At 67.2% G+C, this 22,333-nt stretch carries 23 protein-coding genes; 14 read left to right on the top strand and 9 right to left on the bottom strand.

From position 1 onward, the window contains the following. Nucleotides 1–58: 58 nt before the first annotated feature. The 4 genes from ACZ5V4_RS05750 to ACZ5V4_RS05735 all read left to right on the top strand — a co-directional run bounded on the left by ACZ5V4_RS05750 (nucleotide 59) and on the right by ACZ5V4_RS05735 (nucleotide 5,537). A complete protein-coding gene (locus ACZ5V4_RS05750) occupies nucleotides 59–1,765 on the top strand; it encodes a flagellar hook-length control protein FliK (protein ID WP_464317219.1) in 1,707 nt (568 codons plus the stop codon). Nucleotides 1,766–1,784: 19 nt separating this feature from the next. Further along, on the top strand, nucleotides 1,785–2,486 hold the full coding sequence (locus tag ACZ5V4_RS05745; RefSeq protein WP_464317218.1) for a flagellar hook assembly protein FlgD: 702 nt from the start codon (nucleotides 1,785–1,787) through the stop codon (nucleotides 2,484–2,486). Between the two features lie 36 nt (nucleotides 2,487–2,522). Further along, on the top strand, nucleotides 2,523–4,157 hold the full coding sequence (locus ACZ5V4_RS05740; protein ID WP_464317217.1) for a flagellar hook protein FlgE: 1,635 nt from the start codon (nucleotides 2,523–2,525) through the stop codon (nucleotides 4,155–4,157). 486 nt (nucleotides 4,158–4,643) lie between these two features. Beyond that, the gene (locus ACZ5V4_RS05735; protein ID WP_464317216.1) at nucleotides 4,644–5,537 is read left to right on the top strand and encodes a flagellin N-terminal helical domain-containing protein; all 894 of its coding nucleotides are present in this window, start codon (nucleotides 4,644–4,646) and stop codon (nucleotides 5,535–5,537) included. A gap of 76 nt (nucleotides 5,538–5,613) precedes the next feature. Here the strand turns inward: ACZ5V4_RS05735 and rnc are convergent, their stop codons facing one another. Next, nucleotides 5,614–6,306 (bottom strand): ribonuclease III, encoded by a 693-nt coding sequence (gene rnc / locus ACZ5V4_RS05730; protein WP_464317215.1) that lies wholly within the window; start codon nucleotides 6,304–6,306, stop codon nucleotides 5,614–5,616. A gap of 25 nt (nucleotides 6,307–6,331) precedes the next feature. On the opposite strand from rnc, the gene ACZ5V4_RS05725 reads away from it, so the two are divergent. After that, entirely contained in the window at nucleotides 6,332–8,464 is a 2,133-nt protein-coding gene (locus tag ACZ5V4_RS05725; RefSeq protein WP_464317214.1) for an acetate--CoA ligase family protein, read from the top strand. Nucleotides 8,465–8,578: 114 nt separating this feature from the next. Then, nucleotides 8,579–9,643 carry a phosphotransacetylase family protein gene (locus ACZ5V4_RS05720; protein ID WP_464317213.1) on the top strand — a complete coding sequence of 355 codons (1,065 nt, stop codon included), beginning with the start codon at nucleotides 8,579–8,581 and terminating at the stop codon, nucleotides 9,641–9,643. 233 nt (nucleotides 9,644–9,876) lie between these two features. On the opposite strand, the gene ACZ5V4_RS05715 is transcribed toward ACZ5V4_RS05720, so the two are convergent. After that, on the bottom strand, nucleotides 9,877–10,818 hold the full coding sequence (locus ACZ5V4_RS05715) for a YihY/virulence factor BrkB family protein (protein ID WP_464317212.1): 942 nt from the start codon (nucleotides 10,816–10,818) through the stop codon (nucleotides 9,877–9,879). Nucleotides 10,819–11,010: 192 nt separating this feature from the next. Continuing rightward, nucleotides 11,011–11,571, bottom strand: a complete 561-nt coding sequence (locus ACZ5V4_RS05710) for a hypothetical protein (RefSeq protein WP_464317211.1) — start codon at nucleotides 11,569–11,571, stop codon at nucleotides 11,011–11,013. 529 nt (nucleotides 11,572–12,100) lie between these two features. Between ACZ5V4_RS05710 and ACZ5V4_RS05705 the strand changes: the two genes are divergently transcribed. Continuing rightward, the gene (locus ACZ5V4_RS05705; protein WP_464317210.1) at nucleotides 12,101–12,982 is read left to right on the top strand and encodes a hypothetical protein; all 882 of its coding nucleotides are present in this window, start codon (nucleotides 12,101–12,103) and stop codon (nucleotides 12,980–12,982) included. A gap of 292 nt (nucleotides 12,983–13,274) precedes the next feature. Here the strand turns inward: ACZ5V4_RS05705 and rnhA are convergent, their stop codons facing one another. From rnhA to ACZ5V4_RS05690, 3 genes are read right to left on the bottom strand one after another with little or no spacing between them, the layout of a single operon-like run. Further along, nucleotides 13,275–13,760, bottom strand: a complete 486-nt coding sequence (rnhA, locus tag ACZ5V4_RS05700; protein WP_464317209.1) for a ribonuclease HI — start codon at nucleotides 13,758–13,760, stop codon at nucleotides 13,275–13,277. Continuing rightward, entirely contained in the window at nucleotides 13,750–14,241 is a 492-nt protein-coding gene (locus ACZ5V4_RS05695) for a hypothetical protein (RefSeq protein WP_464317208.1), read from the bottom strand. The genes rnhA and ACZ5V4_RS05695 overlap by 11 nt, the downstream gene beginning before the upstream one ends. Next, complete coding sequence (locus tag ACZ5V4_RS05690) at nucleotides 14,238–14,903, bottom strand: ABC transporter ATP-binding protein (RefSeq protein WP_464317207.1); 666 nt, start codon at nucleotides 14,901–14,903, stop codon at nucleotides 14,238–14,240. Before ACZ5V4_RS05690 ends, ACZ5V4_RS05695 begins: the two co-directional genes overlap by 4 nt. Before the next feature lie 106 nt (nucleotides 14,904–15,009). Between ACZ5V4_RS05690 and ACZ5V4_RS05685 the strand changes: the two genes are divergently transcribed. Then, nucleotides 15,010–15,594, top strand: a complete 585-nt coding sequence (locus ACZ5V4_RS05685; protein ID WP_464317206.1) for an arylesterase — start codon at nucleotides 15,010–15,012, stop codon at nucleotides 15,592–15,594. On the opposite strand, the gene ACZ5V4_RS05680 is transcribed toward ACZ5V4_RS05685, so the two are convergent. Both ACZ5V4_RS05680 and ACZ5V4_RS05675 read right to left on the bottom strand, forming a co-directional pair. After that, entirely contained in the window at nucleotides 15,569–15,913 is a 345-nt protein-coding gene (locus tag ACZ5V4_RS05680) for a helix-turn-helix domain-containing transcriptional regulator (RefSeq protein ID WP_464317205.1), read from the bottom strand. The two genes, ACZ5V4_RS05685 and ACZ5V4_RS05680, sit on opposite strands and share 26 nt — an antisense overlap. A 2-nt stretch (nucleotides 15,914–15,915) precedes the next feature. Next, the gene (locus ACZ5V4_RS05675) at nucleotides 15,916–16,233 is read right to left on the bottom strand and encodes a type II toxin-antitoxin system RelE/ParE family toxin (RefSeq protein ID WP_464317204.1); all 318 of its coding nucleotides are present in this window, start codon (nucleotides 16,231–16,233) and stop codon (nucleotides 15,916–15,918) included. A gap of 162 nt (nucleotides 16,234–16,395) precedes the next feature. Here ACZ5V4_RS05675 and ACZ5V4_RS05670 point away from each other — a divergent pair, with 162 nt between their 5' ends. Both ACZ5V4_RS05670 and ACZ5V4_RS05665 read left to right on the top strand, forming a co-directional pair. Then, on the top strand, nucleotides 16,396–16,614 hold the full coding sequence (locus ACZ5V4_RS05670) for a Sec-independent protein translocase subunit TatA (RefSeq protein WP_464317203.1): 219 nt from the start codon (nucleotides 16,396–16,398) through the stop codon (nucleotides 16,612–16,614). An 18-nt stretch (nucleotides 16,615–16,632) separates the two neighbouring features. Next, complete coding sequence (locus tag ACZ5V4_RS05665) at nucleotides 16,633–17,469, top strand: ribonuclease H-like domain-containing protein (RefSeq protein WP_464317202.1); 837 nt, start codon at nucleotides 16,633–16,635, stop codon at nucleotides 17,467–17,469. A 23-nt stretch (nucleotides 17,470–17,492) separates the two neighbouring features. On the opposite strand, the gene ACZ5V4_RS05660 is transcribed toward ACZ5V4_RS05665, so the two are convergent. Next, a complete protein-coding gene (locus tag ACZ5V4_RS05660; RefSeq protein WP_464317201.1) occupies nucleotides 17,493–17,783 on the bottom strand; it encodes a hypothetical protein in 291 nt (96 codons plus the stop codon). A gap of 248 nt (nucleotides 17,784–18,031) precedes the next feature. Here ACZ5V4_RS05660 and ACZ5V4_RS05655 point away from each other — a divergent pair, with 248 nt between their 5' ends. From ACZ5V4_RS05655 to ACZ5V4_RS05640, 4 genes are read left to right on the top strand one after another with little or no spacing between them, the layout of a single operon-like run. Beyond that, nucleotides 18,032–19,423: an MBOAT family O-acyltransferase gene (locus tag ACZ5V4_RS05655; RefSeq protein ID WP_464317200.1), complete on the top strand. Its 1,392-nt coding sequence runs from the start codon at nucleotides 18,032–18,034 to the stop codon at nucleotides 19,421–19,423. 19 nt (nucleotides 19,424–19,442) lie between these two features. Further along, a complete protein-coding gene (locus ACZ5V4_RS05650; protein WP_464317199.1) occupies nucleotides 19,443–20,525 on the top strand; it encodes an SGNH/GDSL hydrolase family protein in 1,083 nt (360 codons plus the stop codon). A 49-nt stretch (nucleotides 20,526–20,574) separates the two neighbouring features. Then, nucleotides 20,575–21,441 carry an SGNH/GDSL hydrolase family protein gene (locus ACZ5V4_RS05645; RefSeq protein ID WP_464317198.1) on the top strand — a complete coding sequence of 289 codons (867 nt, stop codon included), beginning with the start codon at nucleotides 20,575–20,577 and terminating at the stop codon, nucleotides 21,439–21,441. 19 nt (nucleotides 21,442–21,460) lie between these two features. Beyond that, nucleotides 21,461–22,300 carry a hypothetical protein gene (locus ACZ5V4_RS05640; RefSeq protein ID WP_464317197.1) on the top strand — a complete coding sequence of 280 codons (840 nt, stop codon included), beginning with the start codon at nucleotides 21,461–21,463 and terminating at the stop codon, nucleotides 22,298–22,300. The last annotated feature ends 33 nt before the right edge of the window (nucleotides 22,301–22,333 follow it).

The following is a 22,333-nucleotide window of genomic DNA, read 5'->3' as shown; positions in this document are numbered from 1 at the left end:
ACGGTTGTCGTTTTCCTGGAACGGCTCTTGAAGAACAGGGGCCGTCAGGAGGACGACAATGCAAATCCTTCCCACCCGGAACAAATCACTCGGCCTGTTGCCGTTCGAATTCTATCCCCAGGGATCGTTCTCGGGCACGTCCGCCGACCTCTTCTCCCAGATGCTCAAGGGCCAGGGATCTACCCTCCAGAGCGCCTCCATGCAGGATTTCGTCTCACAGGGCAGGCCCGTGGCCGATCTCCCCGATTCCTCCACGGCGGACATGGCCGAGCACACCGCCAACGTGCTCCTGGCCATCCCGGGCGCGTCCGCGCGCCGCGAGGACCCGGCCCACGACGTGAAGATCACCCGCGAGGAATTCACCTCGGTGCGCTCCAACCTGGAAAAGGCGGGCGTTTCCGAGAAGAAGCTCGAGGAGATCGACCAGAAGCTCCAGAGCCCCGAAGGCATGACCTGGGGCCAGCTGGCCCACGCCGTGAAGCAGGACGTGGTGGAACGCTCCGCCAAGCCCGGCAAGCTCTCCGAAGCGGAAAAGGCCGAGGTCAACTCGTTTCTGACCAAGGCCGGCTTCTCCCCCGAGGAGGCGGCCAAGCTGACCCAGGCCCTCCAGGGCGGCAACGCCGCCAAGGCCCTGGAAGCCATCGCCGCCAAGGTCAAGGGGCTCGACGCTTCATCGCAGATCTCCATCACCCAGGACGAAATGAGCGCCCTGGCCAAGGCCCTGAAGCTCCCCGAATCCGCCGCCCAGCGCCTGCTGGGCGCGTTCGGCGGCAAGCAGTCCATGGAACTCTCCCGCGACGGCCTGTCCCAGGCCGTGGGGGCGCTGCGCGACGAGCACGCCACGGCCATGACCAAGCTCGGCCAGTCGCTCAAGGCCGTGTCCGAGGTGCTGGACCCCTTGAAGGAGAAGGCCCTGGGCCGCCTGGACACGGTGAAGGACTCCATGGACGCCCGCGTGGCCTCCGACAAGGTCAAGACCTCCAGCATGATGGCCGAGCCCAAGGAAGCCCACGGCAAGGAAGACCCCAAGGGTCAGGGCCAGGCCCAAGGGCAGGACGCGGGCAACGCCTCCCGCAAGGACGCGGCGGCCCAGCAGCAGGCCGCGGGCAAGAACGGCGCGCAGGACTCCAAGGCCGGCAACGACCGCGCCGGGGCGGAACTCGCCTCCAAGGTCAAGGCCGAGGGGACCCCGCAGGCTTCGGGGGCCGACGCGCGTTTCGCCGGTGCCCAGGGCGTGTCCCAGCAGCTTTCCACCCTCGGCCAGGACAAGGCCGCCACGGGCCAGGCCGCGAGGCTCCAGAATTCGCACGTGCTCGACCAAGTGGAGTCCGGGATACTCAGGAACCTGGGCCAGGGCGTGAAGCAGCTGACCCTGGAGCTCACCCCCGAGGCCCTTGGCAAGCTCAATCTGGTGCTCACGGTGAAGGGCAAGGAGGTCCAGGCGCTCATCAAGGCCGAGAGCCCCCAGGCCGAGAAGCTCATCGCGGAGAACCTGCCCCAGATCAAGCAGAGCCTGGAGAACCAGGGGCTCACCGTCTCCAAGCTGGAGGTGCGCTCCGGGCTTTCGCAGGATTCGAACCTGGGCCAGAACTGGGCCGGGGCCGAAAAGCACAACCTCTCCCAGGAGCGCCGCGAGGCCCTGGACCGCATGCGCACCAGCGCCATGCTCTCGGGCGACGCCGACCCCGCGCTTTTGGCCCGGGGCGTGCAGAACAGGGGTGCTGAGGCAAAAAATTCCCAGGGCGGGCTGAACATCATCGCCTAGGCCGTCCAGAGGTACCCCAATGAGCGTCTCCTACACTTCAAGCAGCGCAGGCATCTTCGGCAAGGCCGAGGCCGAGTTCCAGCAGCCCAAGACAGCGGGCAGCTCGAGCCTGGGCAAGGATGCCTTCCTGACCCTGCTGGTCACCCAGATGAAGTACCAGGACCCCCTGAACCCCACCAGCGACAAGGAATTCCTTGCCCAGCTGGCCCAGTTCACGAGCCTGGAACAGCTGACCAACCTGAACTCGGGCATGGACAAGCTCAACGCCGCCCAGGGCCGCCAGGACATGATCGGCGCTGTCAGCTTCATCGGCAAGGAAGTGAAGGCCAAGGGCGACAGCCTCTCCAAGGCCGGCGACAAGATCAGCACGCTCTATTTCGACCTCTCCGAGGCCGCCGCCAAGGTCACGGTGAACGTGTTCGACGACAACGGGAACATCGTGAAGACCGAGGAGCTGGGCGCCAAGGCCTCCGGAACCCAGACCTACAAGTGGGACGGCAAGGACTGGAACGGCAACGTCCTGCCCGACGGCGTCTACCACGTGGGCGTGGGCGCGGAGAACCTCTCCGGCAAGCCGATCCTCACGAGCCTCAAGGTCACGGGCACCATCACGGGCATGTCCAACGAGAACGGAAGCTACCTGCTGCGCACCAGCGACGGCCGCCAGGTCTATTTCACGGATATCGAGGAAGTCGTGAACACGACGTCCACGGGTTCCTAGGCAAATATTACCCGAATCGCCATTCGGAGGTGAATCATGGGTCTTTCGACATCAATGTGGTCGGGCGTCACGGGCCTCATCGCTCACGGAGAGAAGATGGGCGTGATCGGCAACAACCTGGCCAACGTCAACACGGTCGGCTACAAGTCCGCGCGCATGGACTTCGAGGACCTCGTCTACACGAACATCGGCACCGCGGCGGGCGTTGAGCAGCTGGGCCAGGGCGTGCGCGTGGAGGGCATCCTCTCCGACTTCACCCAGGGCGGCTTCGAGACCTCCAACGAGAACACCGACATGGCCGTCTCCGGCCAGGGGTTCTTCACGGTGCGCGACCGTTACAACCAGGCCACCTACTACACCCGCGCGGGCAACTTCCGCTTCGACCGCGACGGCTTCCTGGTGGACCCGCACAACTACGCCGTGCAGGGCTGGCAGGTGGACACGGCCACCCTGCGTTCGCTTCGCGCCAACGGCGAGGTGATCAGCAAGATCCCCACGCGCGGCTCGGTCACCGACGTGCGCCTGGACACCCTGGCCCTGGCCGCCAAGGGCACGGAGACCGTGACCCTGGCCTCCAACCTGGACCCCAGGACCGCCAGCAAGTCCACCAGCACCACCAACCCGTTCTTCTCGCTCTTCGAGAACTACAACTACAACCCGACGCGGCCCAACGACCCGCCCCTGGCCGACACCTCCTTCGGGTTCCAGAACACCCTGAAGGTCTACGACCAGCGCGGCGGATCCCACGACCTGACCGTCTACTTCGACAAGGTCTCGGACGTGGGCGGGCGCGAATACTGGGAATACATGGTGGTCACCAACCCGAGCGCCGACGGGCGCCAGTTCACCGTGGGCGGCAACCCCGTGAACATGGCCTCCAACTCCAAGGCGGGCGTGGTGATGCTCGGCACCCTGGTCTTCGACGACTCGGGCGGCCTGCAGAACATCACCTCCTACACGCTGAACAGCACCAGCTACGCCACGGGCGTGAGCGACCTGGGCAACTGGACCCAGGCCCGCATCTCGAGCTCCGGCTACCCGGTGTTCACCGCCAACTACAGAAGCGTCTCCGGCGGCAGCGTGACCTCGTCGAACAACGCGGTGTCCGTCTCGCTCAACCTGGGCATCAGAAACGGCAACACCACCTGGGACAGCACCGCCACCTCGGCGAACATGCTCGGCTTCGCGCACATGACCGACCCCGCGATGCTCCAGGGCTACAACGCCAACACCAAGAGCATCAACAACCTGAGCACCACGAACTACGAGGCCGCGTCCGCTCCGCTCTTCGTCTCCCAGGACGGCTACCCCCCGGGGACGCTCCAGAGCGTGTCGGTGTCCAGCGACGGCGTGCTCACCGGGCGTTACTCCAACGGCCAGGTGCAGGAGCTCTACGTGATCACCCTCTCGGACTTCGCCAGCCCCTGGGGCCTCAAGCGCGAGGGCGGCAACCTCTTCTCGCAGACGCGCGAGTCGGGCGACGCCGTGACCGGCAGGGCCAACACGGGCAGGCTGGGGGCCATCGCCAGCAACTCGCTGGAGACCTCCAACGTGGACATGGCCCGGGAGATGGTCCAGATGATCCAGACCCAGAGGGGCTTCCAGGCCAACTCCAAGGTCATCACCACATCGGATACCATGCTTTCGGAAGTGATCCAGCTCAAGCGCTAGCAGCGCCGGGCCAGGCAGAAGCGACGCGCCGGGGGCGAAAGCCCCCGGCGCTTTTTTTGCGTGGAGCGGGGGAGGGCGGAATCGGCGGCGCCCGCCGCGCCAGGACAGATCCCCCGGCGGGGCGCACCGGGCAGACGAAGGAGCCCCGCCCGCGAGGCGGAAGCCGCCAAGCCCAGCTGCGGCCCGGGCGGGCAGGACGGGCAGGGCGAACCGGGGGCGAAGCCGGGAGAACGCGGGCAGGCCGGCTCGCCGCGTCTGGCCGGATGCGGGGCAGGGCCTGCCCGCCCGCCAGGTGCGTTCGTTCCCTGACGCGCGGGCCGCCAGAGGGCGCGGCAACTTTGACCAGGGAGGACCCGAAAGAGGGGGAAAAACGTTCAGCCCTATTTTTAAAACCCTTGAATAAAACAACTTTTAATAATTGGCACGGATCGCGCATCCATCCGGTCAACAACAAGGAAAGTTGCCTATCCACAAGGAGGTAATCCCATGTCCCTGGTCATCAACCACAACCTGATGGCGATGAACGCCTCAAGGAACCTTTCGGATTCCTACAGCCAGTTGGGCGTTTCCACCCGCCGCCTCTCTTCGGGCCTTCGTGTCGGCACCGCCGCCGACGACGCGGCCGGCCTGGCCATCCGCGAGCTCATGCGCGCGGACATCAGCTCCCTCAACCAGGGTGTGCGCAACGCCAACGACGCCATCTCCATGATCCAGACCGCCGACGGCGCGCTCCAGGTCATCGACGAGAAGCTCATCCGCATGAAGGAGCTGGCGACACAGGCGGCCACGGGCACCTACACCTCGGACCAGCGCCTGATCATCGACTCCGAGTATCAGGCCATGGCCTCGGAAATCACCCGTATCGCCAACGCCACCGACTTCAACGGCATCTACCTGCTGAACGGAAACCTCTCGAGCAACGTGCACGACGGCACCGGGCTCAATTCCATCGGCAAGATCAAGATCCACTTCGGTACGGGCAACTCCAGCGCCGAGGACTACTATTTCATCAACATCGGCACATCCACCGCCTCGGCCCTGGGCCTGGGCATGGGCGCCGCGCTGGGCATGGCCGGACGCGCCATCTCCACCCAGCAGCTGGCGCAGCAGGCCCTGGACCAGATCAACAAGGCCATCGTCTCCAAGGACAAGATCCGCGCGCAGCTGGGCTCCACCCAGAACCGCCTGCAGAACACCATCTCGAACCTGCAGATCCAGGCCGAGAACCTGCAAGCGGCCGAATCGCGCATCTCCGACGTGGACGTGGCCACCGAGATGACCGAGTTCGTGCGCCAGCAGATCCTGACGCAGTCCGCGGTGGCCATGCTCGCCCAGGCCAACAGCCTGCCCAAGATGGCCATGCAGCTCATCGGCGGTTAACCGACCCCCGCGTGATTTCAGGCGACTGAGACCAGGGAGGGGGAGGCCCGGGAAGGGCCTCCCTCCCTGGCGGGCGTCAGCCCGCGGCGCCGACGAGGTCGAGCGCCTTGCGCGCCGCCGCCTGTTCGGCCTTCTTCACGCTCGGCCCCGTGGCCAGGACGGCGCGTCCGTCCGGCAGCATAAGCTCCACTTCGAAGAGCTTCTCGTGCTCCGGGCCGAAGCTGCCCATGAGCCTGTAGATGGGGCGGGCCTTGTGCTCGCGCTGCGTGTGCTCCTGGAGCCTGCTCTTGAAGTCCCTGGCCTTGGAGGATTCCACCTCCTCGGGCCAGCGCGAGGCGAAAAGCCCGCGCACCACCTCGGACGCTGCCTTGTAGCCGCCGTCCAGGAACACAGCCCCCAGCACTGCCTCGAAGGCGTCGGAAAGAAGCGAGTCGCGGTCGCGCCCGCCCTGGCTCTCCTCGCCCTTGCCCAGGGCCACGCACCCCTCCAGCGAGAGCATCCTGGCCATCTCGGCCAGGCTCGGCATGCTCACCAGCCTCGCCCTCAACTTGGTCAGAGCGCCTTCGGGCGCATTCGGGAATCTTTTGTAGAGCTCCTCGGAGACGGACAGTTCGAGCACTGCATCCCCCAGGAATTCCAGGCGTTCATTGTGGTCCTGACCCTGCTCGTTGGCGTAGGAGCTGTGGGTCAGGGCCGTGGAGAGCAGCTTGACTTGCCCAAAGCGATAGGAAATAGACTGCTGAAGGATTTCCAACGCATCTTCCGTCATTACAATGCCTTCCTTCGGCGGCCGCATGGAACGAAACGACCAGTTGCTTTCCCTCTTCGAGCCCCGCGCCGTGGCTGTCATCGGCGCATCGCACAACCCCGGCAAGGTGGGCAGCCTCGTCGTGGCCAACCTTCTCTCCGCCGGGTATACGGGGCGGATTTTTCCGGTCAACCCCTCGGGGGGCGAAATCCTCGGGATCGAGGCCAAAACCTCCATCTCCGAGCTGCCTCAGGGCCTGGACCTGGCAGTTATCTGCGTGCCCAGGACCAAGGTGCTTCCCGCCCTCAAGGAGCTGGCCGCCATCGGGACCAAGGCCGTGATCGTGATCACCGCCGGGTTCAAGGAGGTCGGCCGCAAGGGCTGGTACATGGAGGAGGAGGCCGCGCAGCTGTGCGCCGAGCACGGCATGGCCATGCTCGGCCCCAACTGCCTGGGCCTGGTGAACACCTCCCAGGGCCTGAACGCCACCTTCGCGGCCTCCACGCCCGAGGCCGGCAACATCGCCTTCTTCTCCCAGTCCGGCGCGCTGTGCATCGCCATCCTGGACGCGGCCGTGGGCAAGGGCGTGGGCTTCTCCAAGTTCGTGAGCCTCGGCAACAAGGCCCAGATCGACGAGACGGCCATGCTCGACTACCTGAAGGACGACCCCGAGACCAAGGTCATCCTGGGCTACGTGGAGAACATCAACGACGGCCGCTCGTTTTTGCGCGCCGCGCGCGACGCCACGGCGGTGAAGCCCGTGGTGATGATCAAGTCCGGCACCACCCCGGCCGGGGCGCGCGCCGCCTCCAGCCACACCGGGGCCATGGCCGGCTCCGAGGACGCCTACCGCACGGCCTTCGCCCAGTCCGGCATCATCCGCGTGAGCGGCGTGGAGGAGATGTTCAACCTGGCCCAGGCCTTCTCCATGCTGCCCCTGCCGGTGGGCCCCAACGTGTGCGTGGTGACCAACTCCGGCGGCCCCGGCATCCTGGCGGCGGACGCGGCCGAGCGCTCCAAGCTGAACATGGCCCCGCTGCGCGGCCAGACCGTGGAGGAGCTCCAGCAGTTCCTGCCCAGCCACGCCTCCTTCTACAACCCGGTGGACATCATCGGCGACGCCGACGCCGAACGCTTCGCCAGGGCGCTCGACGTGGTGGCCTCCGACCCCATGGTGCACATGGTGCTGGCGCTCTTGACGCCCACCCCGGCCGTGGACGTGGAGGCAGTGGCCCGGGCCATCGCCACGCAAGCGCGCGCCTGCGGCAAGCCCGTGGCGGCGTGTTTCATGGGCGAGGCCTCCGTGGCCGGGGCGCGCGACATCCTGCGCCAGGCGGGCGTGCCGTGCTACGCCTACCCCGAGGCGGCCGTGTCCGCCCTGGACGCGCTCTTCAGGCACGCCGAATGGAAGACCAAGCCCCTGCCCGTGGAAATCTGCTACATGTCCAACACGTACCAGGCCCGGGACGTGCTGGCCAAGGCCAAGGCCAAGGGCTACACGGAGCTGGTGGAGTTCCAGGCCCAGGAGGTGCTCAAGGCCTACGGGCTGCCCGTGCCCAAGACCGTGCTGGCCAGGACCTCCGACGAGGCGGCCCAGGCGGCCAAGTCCATCGGCTACCCCGTGGCCCTGAAGATCGCCTCGCCGCAGATCTCGCACAAGTCCGACGTGGGCGGCGTGGTGCTGGGCATCGAGAGCGAGGAGGCCCTGCGCAAGGCCTTCATGGAGGTCACCAACCGCGCCAGGCGCGTCAAGGAGGCCTACGTGCTCGGCTGCCTCGTGCAGCAGATGGCCCCAAAGGGCTCGCGCGAGGTCTTCGCCGGGTTCAAGCGCGACCCGCAGTTCGGGCCGCTGGTGCTCTTCGGGCTGGGCGGGGTCTACGTGGAGGTGCTGCGCGACGTGTCCTGCCGTTTGGCCCCGCTGTCGCTTCTGGACGTTGGCGAGATGGTGCGCGAGATCAAGAGCTACCCGATCCTTCGCGGCGTGCGCGGCGAGCCGCCCGTGGACTTCCGGGCCGTGGAGGACGTCCTGCTCACGCTCTCGCAGATAGCGGTGGATTTCCCGGAAATCGAGGAATGCGACTTCAACCCGGTGATGGCCTACCCAGGAGGGGCGCTCGTGGTGGACGCCCGCTTCACGCTCGGCAAGCCGTCGGCCGAAACAGTTGATCACGGGGCGTGATTGGGGATAGTGTCGCCTGGAAAACCCGGCCCGGCCGGTGACCACGCGGCGCTCACAAGCAAATCAGGGGCCTCCCCTCCGTCAGGGGGACCCCAGGGCAGGGTGGAGGAAGCCATGGCTGGCATCTACGTTGGTTCAACGGCGGGCTATTCCGGCAAGAACATGGTCATCATGGGCCTTGGGCTCAAGTTCCAGAAGGAAGGCTACCAGGTGGGCTACTACAAGCCCGTGGGGGCCATGCCCAAGGAAGTGGCCGGAAAGCTCGGGGACGACGACGCGAATTTCGTCCAGGGCGTGCTGGGCCTGGAGGAGGACCCCGCCGAGGTCACCCCGGTGGTGGTCACGCAGGACTTCAAGGTCAAGGCCTTCTCCGGCCAGTGCGAAGACCTGATGACCCGCATCAGCGCGGGCTACCAGAAGCTCTCCAAGGGCAAGGACGTCACCCTGGTCGCGGGCTCCGGGTCCATGTACTCTGGCAAGTACTGCGGCGTGGACGGCGTGAACGTGGTCAAGACGCTCGACGTCCCGGCCATCGTCATCGACCGCTTCCAGAAAGAGCTCAACTACGACTACCTGGTCATCCTCAAGGAAGCCCTGGGCGACCACCTGATGGGCGTGATCCTAAACGACATCACCCCCAACTTCATGGACGAGGTGGAAGGGCTCATCGTGCCCTTCCTGAACCGCGCCGGGGTGAAGGTGCTGGGCGTCATCCCCAAGGACCCGCTCATGGGGGCCATCAAGGTGGCGGACCTGGCCGAGAAGCTCGGCGGCAAGGTGATCTCGGCGCAGCACAAGGCCGAGCGCATCGTGGAGAGCTTCCTCATCGGCACCATGCAGGTGGAAAACTTCCTCACCCACTTCCGCAAGAACAAGAACGCGGCCGTCATCGTGGGCGGCGACCGCTCCGACGTGCAACTGGTGGCCCTGGAAGGCGACAGCCCCTGCCTGGTGCTCACCGGCAACCTCTACCCCAACGACATCATCCTGACGCGCTCCGAGGTGCTGGAGATCCCCATCATCGTGGTGCGCGACGACACCTTCTCCGTGGCCAAGAAGATGGAGACCATCCTCCAGCGCCACAAGCTGCGCGACATCATCAAGATCAAGCAGGGCGCGCAGCTGGTCAGCTCCAACATCGACTTCGAGCACATCAAGAAGAGCCTCGGACTCAAATAGCCGGGAACTGGAGAGGGCGCCGCCCTCTCCAGACCTCTCCCGCCAGGGGGATGATCCCCCTGGACCCTCAGTAGCTTCGCGTCTTTCACCGTTTCTAATCGAAGCCCCTCTGATCCGCATGCGCGGATCAGAGGGGCTTCGATTTGATTGATTATTATCACCCTCGCAGCTCGCGGCGACGGCGGTATCTCCCCGCGCCCCAGGCCTCACGGCATCCGGTGAAGCCCGCGAAGCTATAGCCGGGGTCCGGGGGCAGGCTCTGCCCCCGGCGGGTCCAGGGCGGAGCCCTGGTCTTCCCTGCCTCTCCTGAACCGTAGCGCGAAGCGCCTATCCCTGGGCGGCCTGGGGTGCTCCCTGCGCCAGATGCGGATGAAGTGCCCGCCGTAGACCAGGAGCGAGGCGTTGTAGTTGAGCCAGAGCAGGAAAAGCACGGCGTCGGCCAGCGGCCCGTAGACCAGCGCGTGCCTGGGCAGGTGGGAGAGCGCGGCGCTGAAGAGCGCGGTGAGTCCCCATCCGGCCAGGGCCAACACGCCGGACACGGCCAGCGTCAGGCGAAGCGGCCTGACCCCGGGCAGGAGCATCAGATACACGCAGGCCACGTAGGCCCACGGCCGGGCGAAATCCCACACGGGCAGGAGCCAGTCCAGGCGGCGGAGTTCCGCGCGCGTGAGCGCCATGGCGGGCAGTTCTCCCAGGAAAAGCACCACGGCCAGCGCGCTGATCAGGCAGGCGCAGACCAGCGGCGCGCCCAGCCAGAAGCGAAGGCTCGCGCGCCAGTCCGGGGTTTTAGGCGCGTCCGGGTCGCGCCACGGCAGGAGCAGGTTGCGCCTGAGCATGGCGAAGAAGATTCCGGCGCTCCAGGAGATCAGGATCATGGCCACGGGGCCGAGCCTGGGCGCGGCCCAGGTCAGGCGGCGGATGCGGCCCATGAGTTCGTCGTCGAACCAGGGCACGAGCCCGGAGAGCTGCTTTCCGGCCACCGCGAGGGCCTGCCCCCTGTCGCCGAGCATTTCGCCGAGCAGCAGCACGGCCAGGAAGAAAACCGGGATGACGGAGAGCAGCGAATAGAACGCGGCGGCTGCGGCGTGGTTGTGGCCCTGGTGGCGCAAAAAGCTCGCGCCGGCGCGGACGGCCATGGTGAGGACGGATCTGGCGTGCTTCCTGTACGGCTTCATGGCGGGTCGGGGCCGGGCGCGGCCGTGCGGCCGGTGTAGCCCGCCGGGGCGGGAAGCGCCACCACAAAGAGTCCGGGCGGCTCCGGGCCTGGCGCGCGGGGAGCGAAATGCCGGGGGGAACTGCCGGGCGTCCCTGCCCCGTCGTCCGCCGCCCTCTCATGGCTTCGCGGACCCGGGGAGAGGTGGAGGGCTCTAGGCCGCCGTCTCGCTGCTGGAGGCCACCGAGTAGTAGCTGCCAACCGAGGCCCCGCTGGAGGAGCTGGCGGAGGAGGTGGACGAGGTGCCCGCGCCCATGCCCGTGAGCACGCTCGATATCACCGAATCGGCCACGGCCACGGGGCCGCCGCCCGACTGCCCCTTGAACTTCATGAGCGCGCCCTGGGTTCCCTGCGCGCCCTGTCCCGCGCCGGAGGGGGCTTGGGGCGGGGTGGGCATGCTGCCGCTCTCGGCCGCCTCGGCCCACTGGGAGGCCATGTCCGTCAGGGCCTGGGACTGGTCCGAGTCCGAGGAGTCCTTGGCCGCCTCGGCGAGCTGGCCGGATATCTTCCGCGCGGCCTGCTTGAACTTGTCCGGGGCGCTGGAGGCCAGCTGCGCGAGCTTCATCATCTGCTGCCCGCCCTTGGAGATGGAGGCCTCGTCCAGGCCCTGGCCCTCGGCCATCAGGCTCGAGGCCGAGGTGTCCGAGGAGTAGCTGGTGCCCGTGATCAGGCTCAACGAGGCCGACTGGCCGGTGCCGATTCCGCTGATGCTCATGGGATGCTCCTTTGTTGGGGTGAAACCATGCGCTTGGAATCGGCCCAGGCGGAGAAATGTTTACGCCCTGGATGCCTAAGTGTTCTTGTTCATTCGAGCTTTTCTTTGGACCCTAAGTTTCGTTCCTTCGTGGAGTCGTTATTAATAAAATTATTTTATTACAGTATGTTATGCTCTCTGCCTTGCTGTACGTCCCGGCATGACGTAAGTCAATTTTTAACAAATTGAATAGGTTACAGTGATTAATTTACTGTAATGCGAAGAAAGGCCGATTTGCCGCCCAGGCAAATATTACCCACCGGAGAAGCGGCCTTAACACGCTGAAATCATTTCATCCCTCGTTGGCGCAAAAGTCGGCTCGCGTGGCTGATTTCGTCGCCGCCAAAGGTTACAAACAATAGATCCTTGAATAACAGTATGTTGCGGATTTCGTTCAAGGCCCCGGCTTTGCTTCCACCGGCCAGGGCCGGACGGGCGGGCGCGTCCGGCAGGTGTTTCCGGCGCGAACCATCCACCAAGGAGCGAAACGATGAGCGTAGGCGGCATAAGCGGCTACAGCCGGACCTCCCTCGTGCAGGGGATGTCCGGGCTGGACAGGTACTGGAACGACGATGACGGCCAGGCGGCGAGCACCTACGGGTCGTCCTCGGACAAGAGCGACATCTCCCGCACGGGCCAGCTCATGAGCCAGCTCATGACCCTCTCGGCCACGGACCAAGATTCCTTCAAGGAGCTGGCCCAGCAGATCTCCGAGGACCTGGCCGGGCAGGCGGCCAAGGCGGGCAGCACGAGCCAGGGCTCCATGCTCTCGAGCCTGTCGGAAAAATTCGCCACGGCGGCCGAGACCGGCAGCATGGAGAGCCTGAAGCCCCAGGGGCCTCCCCCGCCTCCGCCGTCCGGGGCGCAGGGCGACAGCACCTTCAGCCAGGTGAGCGACATCATCTCCCAGAGCCTGTCCAACGCGGGCATCAGTTCGAGCTCCAGCGCGGCCTACGCCGGCGGCATGGACCAGATGGGCGCGCTCATGGCCAAGCTGGCCGACCTCCAGGCCACCGACCCCGAGGCCTTCAAGGAGTTGGCCGGGCAGATCGCCGAGTCCTTGGCCGGGCAGGCGAAGAATTCCACGGGGGCCAAGTCGTCGAAGCTTCTGGGCCGGATGTCCCGGGATTTCGCCGAAGCGGCCGAGACGGGCAGCATGGAGAGCCTGCAGCCGCAGGGGCCTCCGCCTCCGCCGCCCCCGCAGTCCGGGAGCGGGGAGGACGGCCAGTCGCAGTACGCGACGCCGGGCAGTAACCAGGAGCTCTACGGACTGCTCCAGACCTTGATGGGGTCGAGCAGCCAGAGCCTTTCCGACGCCTCTTCCTGGACGAGCTTCCTGGCCGCCAGGAGCGCCTACGGCGTGAGCCTGTAGGGGGCGGGGTTCCGAGGCGGCAGTCCGGCCGGGCAGGGACGCCCGCCGGATACGCCGCCAGGCCCGCGAGCAGGGTCCGGATTCTCTTCCGGGCTCGCGCGCGGGCCTCGCGGCCGCGACAGCTGAACTCCGGGCGCGCCCGGAGCCGTCGCTCCCCTACGGCCCGGCGCCCTCTCACGCTTCCCGGGCCGGTTGCCCACGAGGCGGGGAGTGTCAGCAGGGGGGATGCCCTTGGGCATCCCCCCTTCATTTGCGATGGGATGGGAACGCGGGGAGGGGCCTCCCCGAAGGATCAGCCCGTGTAGCCTTCGTCCTTGGCCAGGTCCCGGCCCTGGGCGGCCCTGCGCGCGAGCACGTCGCAGCGCTCGTTCTCGGGGTGCCCGGCGTGGCCGCGCACCCACTCGAAGCGTACCTTGTGCACGTTAAGCAGGCCGTCCAGGCGCATCCAGAGGTCGCGGTTCTTCACCGGGGTCTTGGCCGCTGTCTTCCAGCCGTTGCGCTTCCAGTTGGCCAGCCAGCGCTTTTCTATGGCGTCGCGCACGTACATGGAGTCCGTGACCACGCGCGCCGTGCAGGGCCTGGTCAGGGCTTCCAGGGCCGCGATCACGGCCAGGATCTCCATGCGGTTGTTGGTGGTGAGCTTGTACCCGGCCGAGAGTTCCTTCTCGGTGCCGTCGTAATGCAGTATCGCACCGTATCCGCCCGGCCCGGGATTGCCCAGGCAGGCCCCGTCGGTGTGGATGGTCACGGGGCAGGCGGACGCGTCGTCATTTGCCATCGAGTGCCTCCAGTATGGCCAGCACGCAGGAATACAGGCCCTCGGGCCAGGTTCCGGCGGCGAAGTAGGCGTCGAAGTAGCCGCTTTGCAGGCTGGCCGCAAGCTCCGGGGGCAGGGCCCGGGCCAGGAGCGGGGGCAGGTGCACCTTGGCCGTGCCGGAAGCAACGTCCAGGCCGATGAAGAGCGTCTTGGGGTCGGGGGAGGAGAGCTCGACGGGGCCCTTGCGCACGAGCACGCGCAAGGTGACGCCGTAGGCCTCGCGCATGGCCCGGGAGGCGTCCTTGAGCAGGGCCACGCGCTCCGGGGCCAGCGTGCCCGTCTCGTCCACGATGTCGGCCTCGGCGGACATGCGCTTGGCCATGTTCTCGAAGTGCAGGTTGAAGGCCCAGGCCGTGCCGAGCACCACGAGGAGGAGCAGCAGCAGGCGCGGGGGGGCGAAGCGGCGGGGCTTTTCGTTCAGGTCGATGCGCTCCTGCGTCACCGCGCCTCCCCGATCATGCCGTCCTCCATGCGCGCCGCGCGCCCGCAGCGGGCGGCCAGGCCCATGTCGTGGGTCACGAGCACCATGGTCGCGCCCGTCTCGCCGGCCAGTTCGAAGAGCATGTCCACCACCATCTGGCCCGTGGAGTGGTCCAGGTTGCCGGTGGGTTCGTCGGCCAGCACCAGCCTGGGCCTGGCCACGATGGCCCGAGCCAGGGCCACGCGTTGCTGCTCGCCGCCGGAGAGTTGCGCCGGGTAGTGTCCCTCGCGCGCCGAGAGCCCCACGCGCGCCAGGGCCTTGGCCGCCAGGTCGAAGGCCCCCTCGTTCCTGGCGAACTCCAGGGGCAGGGCAACGTTCTCCAGGGCGGTCATGGCCGGGGCCAGGTGGAAGCTCTGGAAGACGATGCCCACGTTTTCCAGGCGGAAGGCCGCGAGCTGGTCCTCGTCCATGGCCGTGAGGTCGCGCCCGGCCACGCGCACGAGCCCGCCGCTGGCCTTTTCGAGCCCGGACATGAGCATGAGCAGCGTTGTCTTGCCCGCGCCCGAAGGGCCGACCACGGCCAGATGCTCCCCGGCCGCGGCGCGCAGGTTGGCCCCGCGCAGAATGTTGACCGGTCCGGCCTGGCTTTGTAGGGTCAGCGTGACGTCTTGGAGAAGGATCATCTCGTTGTCCATGAACGCATCATGGCACGGGAATCAGGGGGAATGCAACGTGCGTGCTCTGCTGGCGGGCCTTGCGGCCCTCGTGTTTTTTCTTGGGGGAGGCTTGATGGAAACGGCCCGGGCCAAAACCCTGACCATCGTGGCGTTCGGCGACAGCCTCACGGCCGGATGGGGCGTGGGCCCCACGCAGGCCTTCCCGGCCGTCCTGGAGCGCGAACTCAAGGCGCGCGGGCTGGACGTGAAGGTGGTCAACTTCGGCATCTCCGGCGACACCACGGCCGGAGGGGTGTCCCGGGTGCGCTCGGCGCTCGCGGCCAAGCCCGACGGCGTGATCCTGGAACTCGGGGCCAACGACGGGCTGCGCGGCTTCGACCCGGCCCTGGTGGAGGCCAACCTGGACAGGATCATTGGCGAGTTCAAGGCCGCGGGCGTGCCCGTGCTGCTGACCGGCATGAAGGCGATCATGGGCATGGGCAAGCGCTACGGCGACGAGTTTTCCGCCGTGTACCCGAGGCTCGCCCAGAAGCACGGGCTCAAGCTCTACCCCTTCTTCCTGGAGGGCGTGGCCGGGGACCCGGCCCTGAACCTGCCCGACGGCCTGCACCCCAACCCCAAAGGCATCGAGGAGATCGTGCGCCGCATCCTTCCGGACGTGGAGGCCTTCGTCAGGAGCCTGCCCGCCGGGAAGTAGCGGCCCCGCACGGGGTGACTCCGAGGTGGACGCCCTCCCGGGCCTGGATGTGGCCGATGATTTTGAAGAGGTTGTCCGCTCGCGGGTTGCCCTGCGGCCCCAGCATGCGCATGAGGCTCTTGGCCGGGATGCCGCTGGCCTCGGCCAGGCTGGCGAAGCCCACGGCCGCGTTGATGTAGTCGCGCAGGATGGCCTTGCCCGTGGCCAAGTCCCCGGCCAGCATGGCGTCTATGCCCTCCTTGAGCATGGCGAGCCTGAAGCCCGCATCGTGCCGCGCTCGTTCAAGCATGACGCTTCTGAATTCCCTGGTCAGGGCCATGTTCATTTCCCCTGTTTTCGCCGCTTGTAGTCGAGCCAGCAGGCGAGCGCCGAGGCGATGGCGGCGCTCTGGCGCTTCTTCGAACTGCCCCCGAGCAGGATGACGACCGTGTCGCCGTCCTTGCCGAAATAGACCCGCAAGCCAGGGCCGAAGTTGATCTTGCATTCGTAAACGCCGCTTCCCACGCCTTCCACGTTGGAGAAGTTGCCCTGCTCCAGGCGGTACAAGAACGTGGCGACCTTGGCGGCGGCCATGGCGTCCAGCCCCTGGAACCATGTGGCGAAGGGCGACCTGCCCTGGTCGTCCAGATACTCTTGCACGGCGCAACGCATGGACAATGGTAACGCAAGAGTTACCGTTGTCAAGTGCGGGGAGAATCCAGGCCCGCCAAGGTTGCATGTTTTTCAGTTGCCAAACCCCATACGGGCGCTTAGTTTCCCCGCACGGCAAACCAACCGGCGCAATCGCGCAAGGAGAGGCTTATGGGCGCTTTTTCCATCTGGCATTGGATCGTTGTGCTGGCTATCGTCCTGCTGCTCTTCGGACCCGGCCGCCTGGGCAACCTGGGCCGCGACCTGGGCAAGAGCATCAAGGAATTCAAGAGCGCGATGAACGACAAGGACGTCACCCCGGACAAGATCGAGGGTGGCTCCAGCCAGGCTTCGTCCACCGTGAACCAGTCCGAGAAGAGCAAGGTCTAGGACCTCTTTCAAGGGGCGATGCTCGGCAACACCTTCTGCCATCTTCCTGGCGTTGGCCCAAAAAGCGAATCCTCCCTGTGGAGCGCGGGCATCCGCTCCTGGGAGGATTTTCTTTGCGCCGCGTCCCCGCCGGTGAGCCGGGGCAAGGCCGCCGTGATGCGCGAGGGCATCGGGCAGTCCGTGCGGGCGCTCGAGGCCCGCGACGCGGGCTGGTTCGCGGCCCGGCTGAAAGGCGGCGAGGCTTGGCGGCTCTTCCCGTATTTCCTTGAGGACGCCGGTTACCTGGACATCGAGACCGACGGCGCCTTCGACCCCACCGTCACGGCCGTGGCCCTCTCCCACCAGGGCAGGCTGACCACCTACGTGCACGGCGAGAACATGGCCGACCTCGAGGCCGATCTTGCCCGCGTCAAGGTGCTGGTGACCTTCAACGGCAAATGCTTCGACGTGCCCGTGATCGAGCGCGTGCTGGGCTTTTCCTGCCCCAAGGCCCACGTGGACCTGCGTTTCGTGCTGCGCGCCGTGGGGGCCACGGGCGGGCTCAAGGCCTGCGAGAAGCGCTACGGGATCGGGCGGCGCGAGCTCGACGGGGTGGACGGCTGGGGCGCGGTGGTCTTGTGGCGCGAGTGGCTGCGCACCGGCGACAGGCGGGTGATGGACACGCTTCTGGCCTACAACGCGGCCGACGTGCTCTCGCTGGAGGTGCTCCTGGCCCACGCCCTGGACGAATTGCTCCTGGCCACTCCCTTCGCGGCCGAGCACACCGTGCCCATCCCGGACATGAACGAGAACCCCTTCACGCCCGACCCGGACGTGGTGGAGTTCGTGCGCCGCTCGCCCCCCGGACGCTTCTGAGAGGCCGCCCGGACCGGCCGGCGCTACCAGTTCTTGTGACGCTTCTCGAACTCGGAGAAGGCGTTGCTCTTGTCCTTGTTGCGCTTTTTGAGTCCCTCCAAGAGCGAGCCGTGGATGTCCTCCAGGTCCTCGGGCGTGAAGCGCGGGGGCGGGGACTTGTGCTCCGCGTGGCGCTCGGGCTCGGCCAGGGCCTGGCCTTCGGGGGCGCGCAGCTCGAAGGAGGCGGGCTCCCGGTTGATCGCCTGACGCAACAATCTCAATTCACTGAGCATTTCCTTGTTCACCGCGATGAGCTCGCGCAGCAGTTCTTCCATCTCTGTAACTCCGGGCCGGTCTTTCGAGTGTTGCCTTTTTCGACACGAGGGGTAGAATGAGCCCGCATGCCGGAAGGGGGGTCTCCCACCCCGGATGATGGCAACTCAACAGGCCGATATCTTTCAATTTTGATCGCGAAGAGCGCGCCGCGTCCGACGCGGCGGCGCACGCGGAGAGTGTAACAGCGCAGGGGCGAGGTCAAGCCCCGCTTTTTTGGGAGAAACGATGGATTTCGCTTCCGGCGGCCATGCAGCTTCTTAGCCTGGAATTCGCCTTCTTCTTCCTGGCCGTGCTGGGCCTGGGATGGGTCCTGCGGCCCCGCGAGACCGCCTTCAAGGTCCTTCTGCTCGCGGCCTCCTACGTGTTCTACGGGTCGTTCCACCCGGGCTTCCTGGCGCTTCTCGCGGGCGTGAGCCTGGCCACCTGGGGCGCGGGCCTGGTGCTGTCGCGGATCGACGCTTCGCGCGTTGGCGCGCGCAAGGCCTGGCTCACGGCGTACCTCGCGGCCGTGCTCGGGGAGCTCTGCTTCTTCAAATACTACGGCCTGGCGGCCGAGCTCTCGGGCGCGCTGCCGGATCTCTCCATCGTGCTGCCCGTGGGCATCTCGTTCTTCACCTTCCAGGGCGTGGGCTACGCGGTGGACGTCTACCGCGACCCGCGCGAGGCCGTGCGAAGCCCCCTGGACGTCATGGTGTTCATGGCCTTCTTCCCCACCGTGCTCTCCGGGCCGATCCTGCGCGCCAGGGACTTCATCCCGCAGCTTTCCTCGGCCCCGGCCTGGACCGACGCGAACAAGGCCTTCTGGCTCATCGTGGTGGGGCTCTTCAAGAAGGTGGCCCTGTCGAGCTACCTCTCGGAGCACGTCACGCGCCAACTCTTCAGCTCGCCAGACGACTTCTCGAGTATAGGAGCCCTGGTGGGCGTGCTCGGTTACAGCGCGCAGATCTATTGCGACTTCTCCGGCTACTCCGACCTGGCCCAGGGCCTGGCCGGGCTTCTGGGGCTTCGCGTGCCGGACAACTTCAACCAGCCCTACAAGGCGCGCAGCCTGCGCGAGTTCTGGCAGGGCTGGCACGTGAGCCTCTCCACCTGGCTGCGCGACTACCTCTACATCCCGCTGGGCGGCAGTCGCTGCCCCAAGGCGAGGCGCAACCTGAACCTGCTCTTGACCATGGGCCTTGGCGGATTCTGGCACGGCGCGAGCCTGACGTTCCTGGCCTGGGGCGTGCTGCACGGGGTGGGGCTCATGGTGGCCCACTCCTTCGCCGGGAAGCTCTGGGCAAACGTGACGGGCTGGCGGGCCAGGGCGCGCGACGGGTTCTTCTGGGCCTGCACCTTCGGCTTCGTGACCCTGGCCTGGGTCTTCTTCGCCGCCCCGGACTTCGAGACGGCCGCCCAGGTGCTCTGGCGCATCGCGAGCTTCGACGCCGCCGGAACAGGCCCCACGTGGACGCTTTGCGCCGTGACCTTCGGCGTGATCGGCTTCCAGGCCCTGCGCCTGGACTGGCTCAGGAACTGCCCGGGGCTTCTATGCCGCATGCCCGCGCCCGCGCAGGCCATCGCCTACGGGGTGCTCGGGGCGCTCATCGTGCGCATGGGGCCGGACGGAATGCTGCCCTTCATCTATTTCTCATTCTAGGACAAGGACGCTTACGCCCATGAAGGGTGCCCGCATCTTCCTGACATACGCCCTGGCCCTGACCGTGGCCGTGGCCCTGCAATTCGACCGCATGGAGTCCTGGCTGTCCTCCAGGTTCCCCGACGCCGTGCCCGAGGCCCTGGGCCTGGCCCTGAGCGCCGGGGAGGCCCTGCACAAGGGCTCCGGGCTCACCGGGCTGGGGCTCGCGCTGGACTGCTCCACGGCCGGGCTGTTCGACGGCACCTACAAGAAGACCTACCGCTGCCAGGACGCCTCCCTGGCGGACGCCGCCGCGCCCAAGGCCCGCGCGGCCGAGCCCGAGGCCGCTCCGGGCCAGCCCGGCCAGCCGGACGGCCCGGCTTCTCCCGACGCGGCCCGCGAGGCCTGCAAGGCCGGGCCGAAGCTTGCCCCGCCCCTGAACGTGCTCGTGGTGGGCGACTCCCTGGCCGTGACCCTGGCCATCAGCATGGACAAGGTGTTCAAGGAGTACGACGGCCTGAGCATGATCCCCAAGGGCAAGATCGCGAGCGGGCTCCTTAACCCCCAATACTACAACTGGGAGGCCGCGCTGCGCCAGTTCCTGCGCGAGTACGACCCCCAGGTGGTGGTGGTGATGATGGGGGCCAACGACGCCAAGTACCTCACTCTCGACCCCGACTCCCCCGAGCCCGCCGCCCTGGCCGACAAGCGCAGGAGCGTCTACGAGGCCAGGCTCGCCAAGTTCCTCGCGGCCATGGACGAGAAGGGCGTGAAGAGCTACTGGATCGGGCTGCCGGTCATGGGCGACCAGGACCTGTCCGGGCGCAGCCGCGCGCTCAACGCCATCGTCAGTAGTGCCTGCAAGGCTTTTCCCGGGGCCCACTACGTGGACACCTGGGAACTCCTGGCCGGGCCCGGCGGGAGCTACGCCCAGCACATCCAGGACCCGGCCGGGCGCAGGGTGCGCGTGCGCGAGGGGGACAAGGTCCACTTCTCCACCGCCGGGGGCGACATCATCGTGCGCGCCTTCCTCAAGGACGCGGGCGAGGACATCGAGCTGCGCCCCAGGGAGCACCGCCAGGTGGCCCAGGCCCCGGGCGCGCAGGGCCACGCCGCCCCATAGGCCCTCGCGGCCTTGACTGCGCCCCCGAATGAGGCCAAACGGGTACACCATGCTTGTTTCAGATTTCCTCCGCAAGGCGGCCCTGGCCGCTTTCGCCCTGCTTCTTTCGGCTTGCGCCGGGGTCGAGGGCGGCGGCCCCGCTTTCGCCAAATCCTCCACCAAGGCCAAGGCCATGGCCGCGCTCCAGAAGCCGGGCGTGGGCACCAGGAACCCCTTCAACGCCCCGCTGCCCAAGCGCGTGGCCCACTCCATCGCCGTTGCCGGGGACTCGCTGTCCGTGGGCCTGGCCTCGGAACTCGAGCGCACCCTGTCCGCGAAGCCCGGCCTGGCCTTCGCGAGCCTGGGCAAGGTCTCCTCGGGCCTGGCCCGCCCGGACTTCTTCGACTGGGACCGGCACATGGACCAGCTGACCGGCAAGTACCGGCCGGACGTGGTGGTGGTGATGCTCGGGGCCAACGACAACAAGCGCATGACCCTGAAGGACGGCACCCTGGCGCACTTCGGCACCCCGGAGTGGGACAGGGCCTACAAGGAGCGCGTGCGCCGCATCCTGGGCATCGTGCGCTCGCACAACCCCTCGGCCACCGTGTTCTGGCTGGGCGCGCCGGTGATGGCCGACGAGACCCTGAGCCGCGACCTCAGGCACATAAACGCCCTGGTGCGCCGGGTCATGTCCGCCAACCGCGACTGCCACTTTGTTGAAACCTGGGACCTCTTCTCGGCCCCGGGCGGCGGCTTCGCCTTCTCCAAGCCCGACGTGGAGGGCGGGGCCACCCTGCGCGCCCGCGACGGCGTCCACCTGACCCAGGCCGGGTCAGCGGCCCTGGCCGCGCGCTGCCTGGAAGCCCTGGACAAAAGGATAAACTGGGACGCGTCCGCGCCCGGGGCCTCGGCCCTCACGCTCAAGGACGCCTGACCCACGCGAGGATACCGACATGAAGCGCTTATTCGTACTGGCGCTGCTGGCCGCGCTGCTGGCGGCCGTTCCGGCCCAGGCCCGGCTCGTCAAGGAAATGCAGGTGACGCGCTCCGGCAAGGTGGTGCTGGCCGAGGAAGGCCAGACGCAGACCTACCGGCTGATGCTGGACGCGAGCAAATTCGTGGTCCTGGGCGACCGGGAGTTCTTCCCCCCGGCAACCCGCGCGGCCCTGGACCAGGCCGTTGAGCGCAAGCTCGTGGTGGACGTGGCCGGGCAGCTGCTCATCTTCAACGACCGCAGCCCCGTGTTCACCCTTCCGCTTGGCCGCCTGGAGGTGAGGGGACTGGACATGGGCGCGCAGGCCCAGCAGGCTCCCGCCCAGGCGCAGGCCCCGGCCGCGCAGTCAGGGGCGGACGCCTTCAAGGACGCGGTACTCAAGGGCTTCGCGACCCCGCAGCTCGGCAAGGCCGTGGACGCCTACGCGTTCTTCTCCTCGCGCGAGTGGAAGGACCTGGGCGGCGGCAAGGCCGAGTTCAGGGGCGAGATCGACCTTGCGAGCATCACCGACCAGGACAGCCGCTACGTCTCGCGCCTGCGCTCGGTCAAGGAGACCTTCCGCTCCATCGCCTTCGTGGCCGTGCTCGCCATGCGCCAGGACGGCACCGTGGAGTGCCCCGAGCCCGCCGTGGAGGCGGTGTTCGAGGACGGCACCAGGGACCGCCTGGTCTGGAAGGACCCCCCCAACTACTACTGGGAGAGAATCTATCGCAACCGCAAGATAAAGCTGGATTATTTCTTGTCGAAAGCGGCGCTCAACCCCAAGTACGGCAAGGCCGTGGGCGCTTCCGGGCAGTAGCCCGGCGCGCGGCCGGCCCTTGATCACGCAGCA

The organism is Fundidesulfovibrio sp. YSD1, assembly GCF_055397115.1.
Note: the sequence above shows the minus strand (reverse complement) of the source record. Positions and strands in the feature narration are given on the sequence as shown.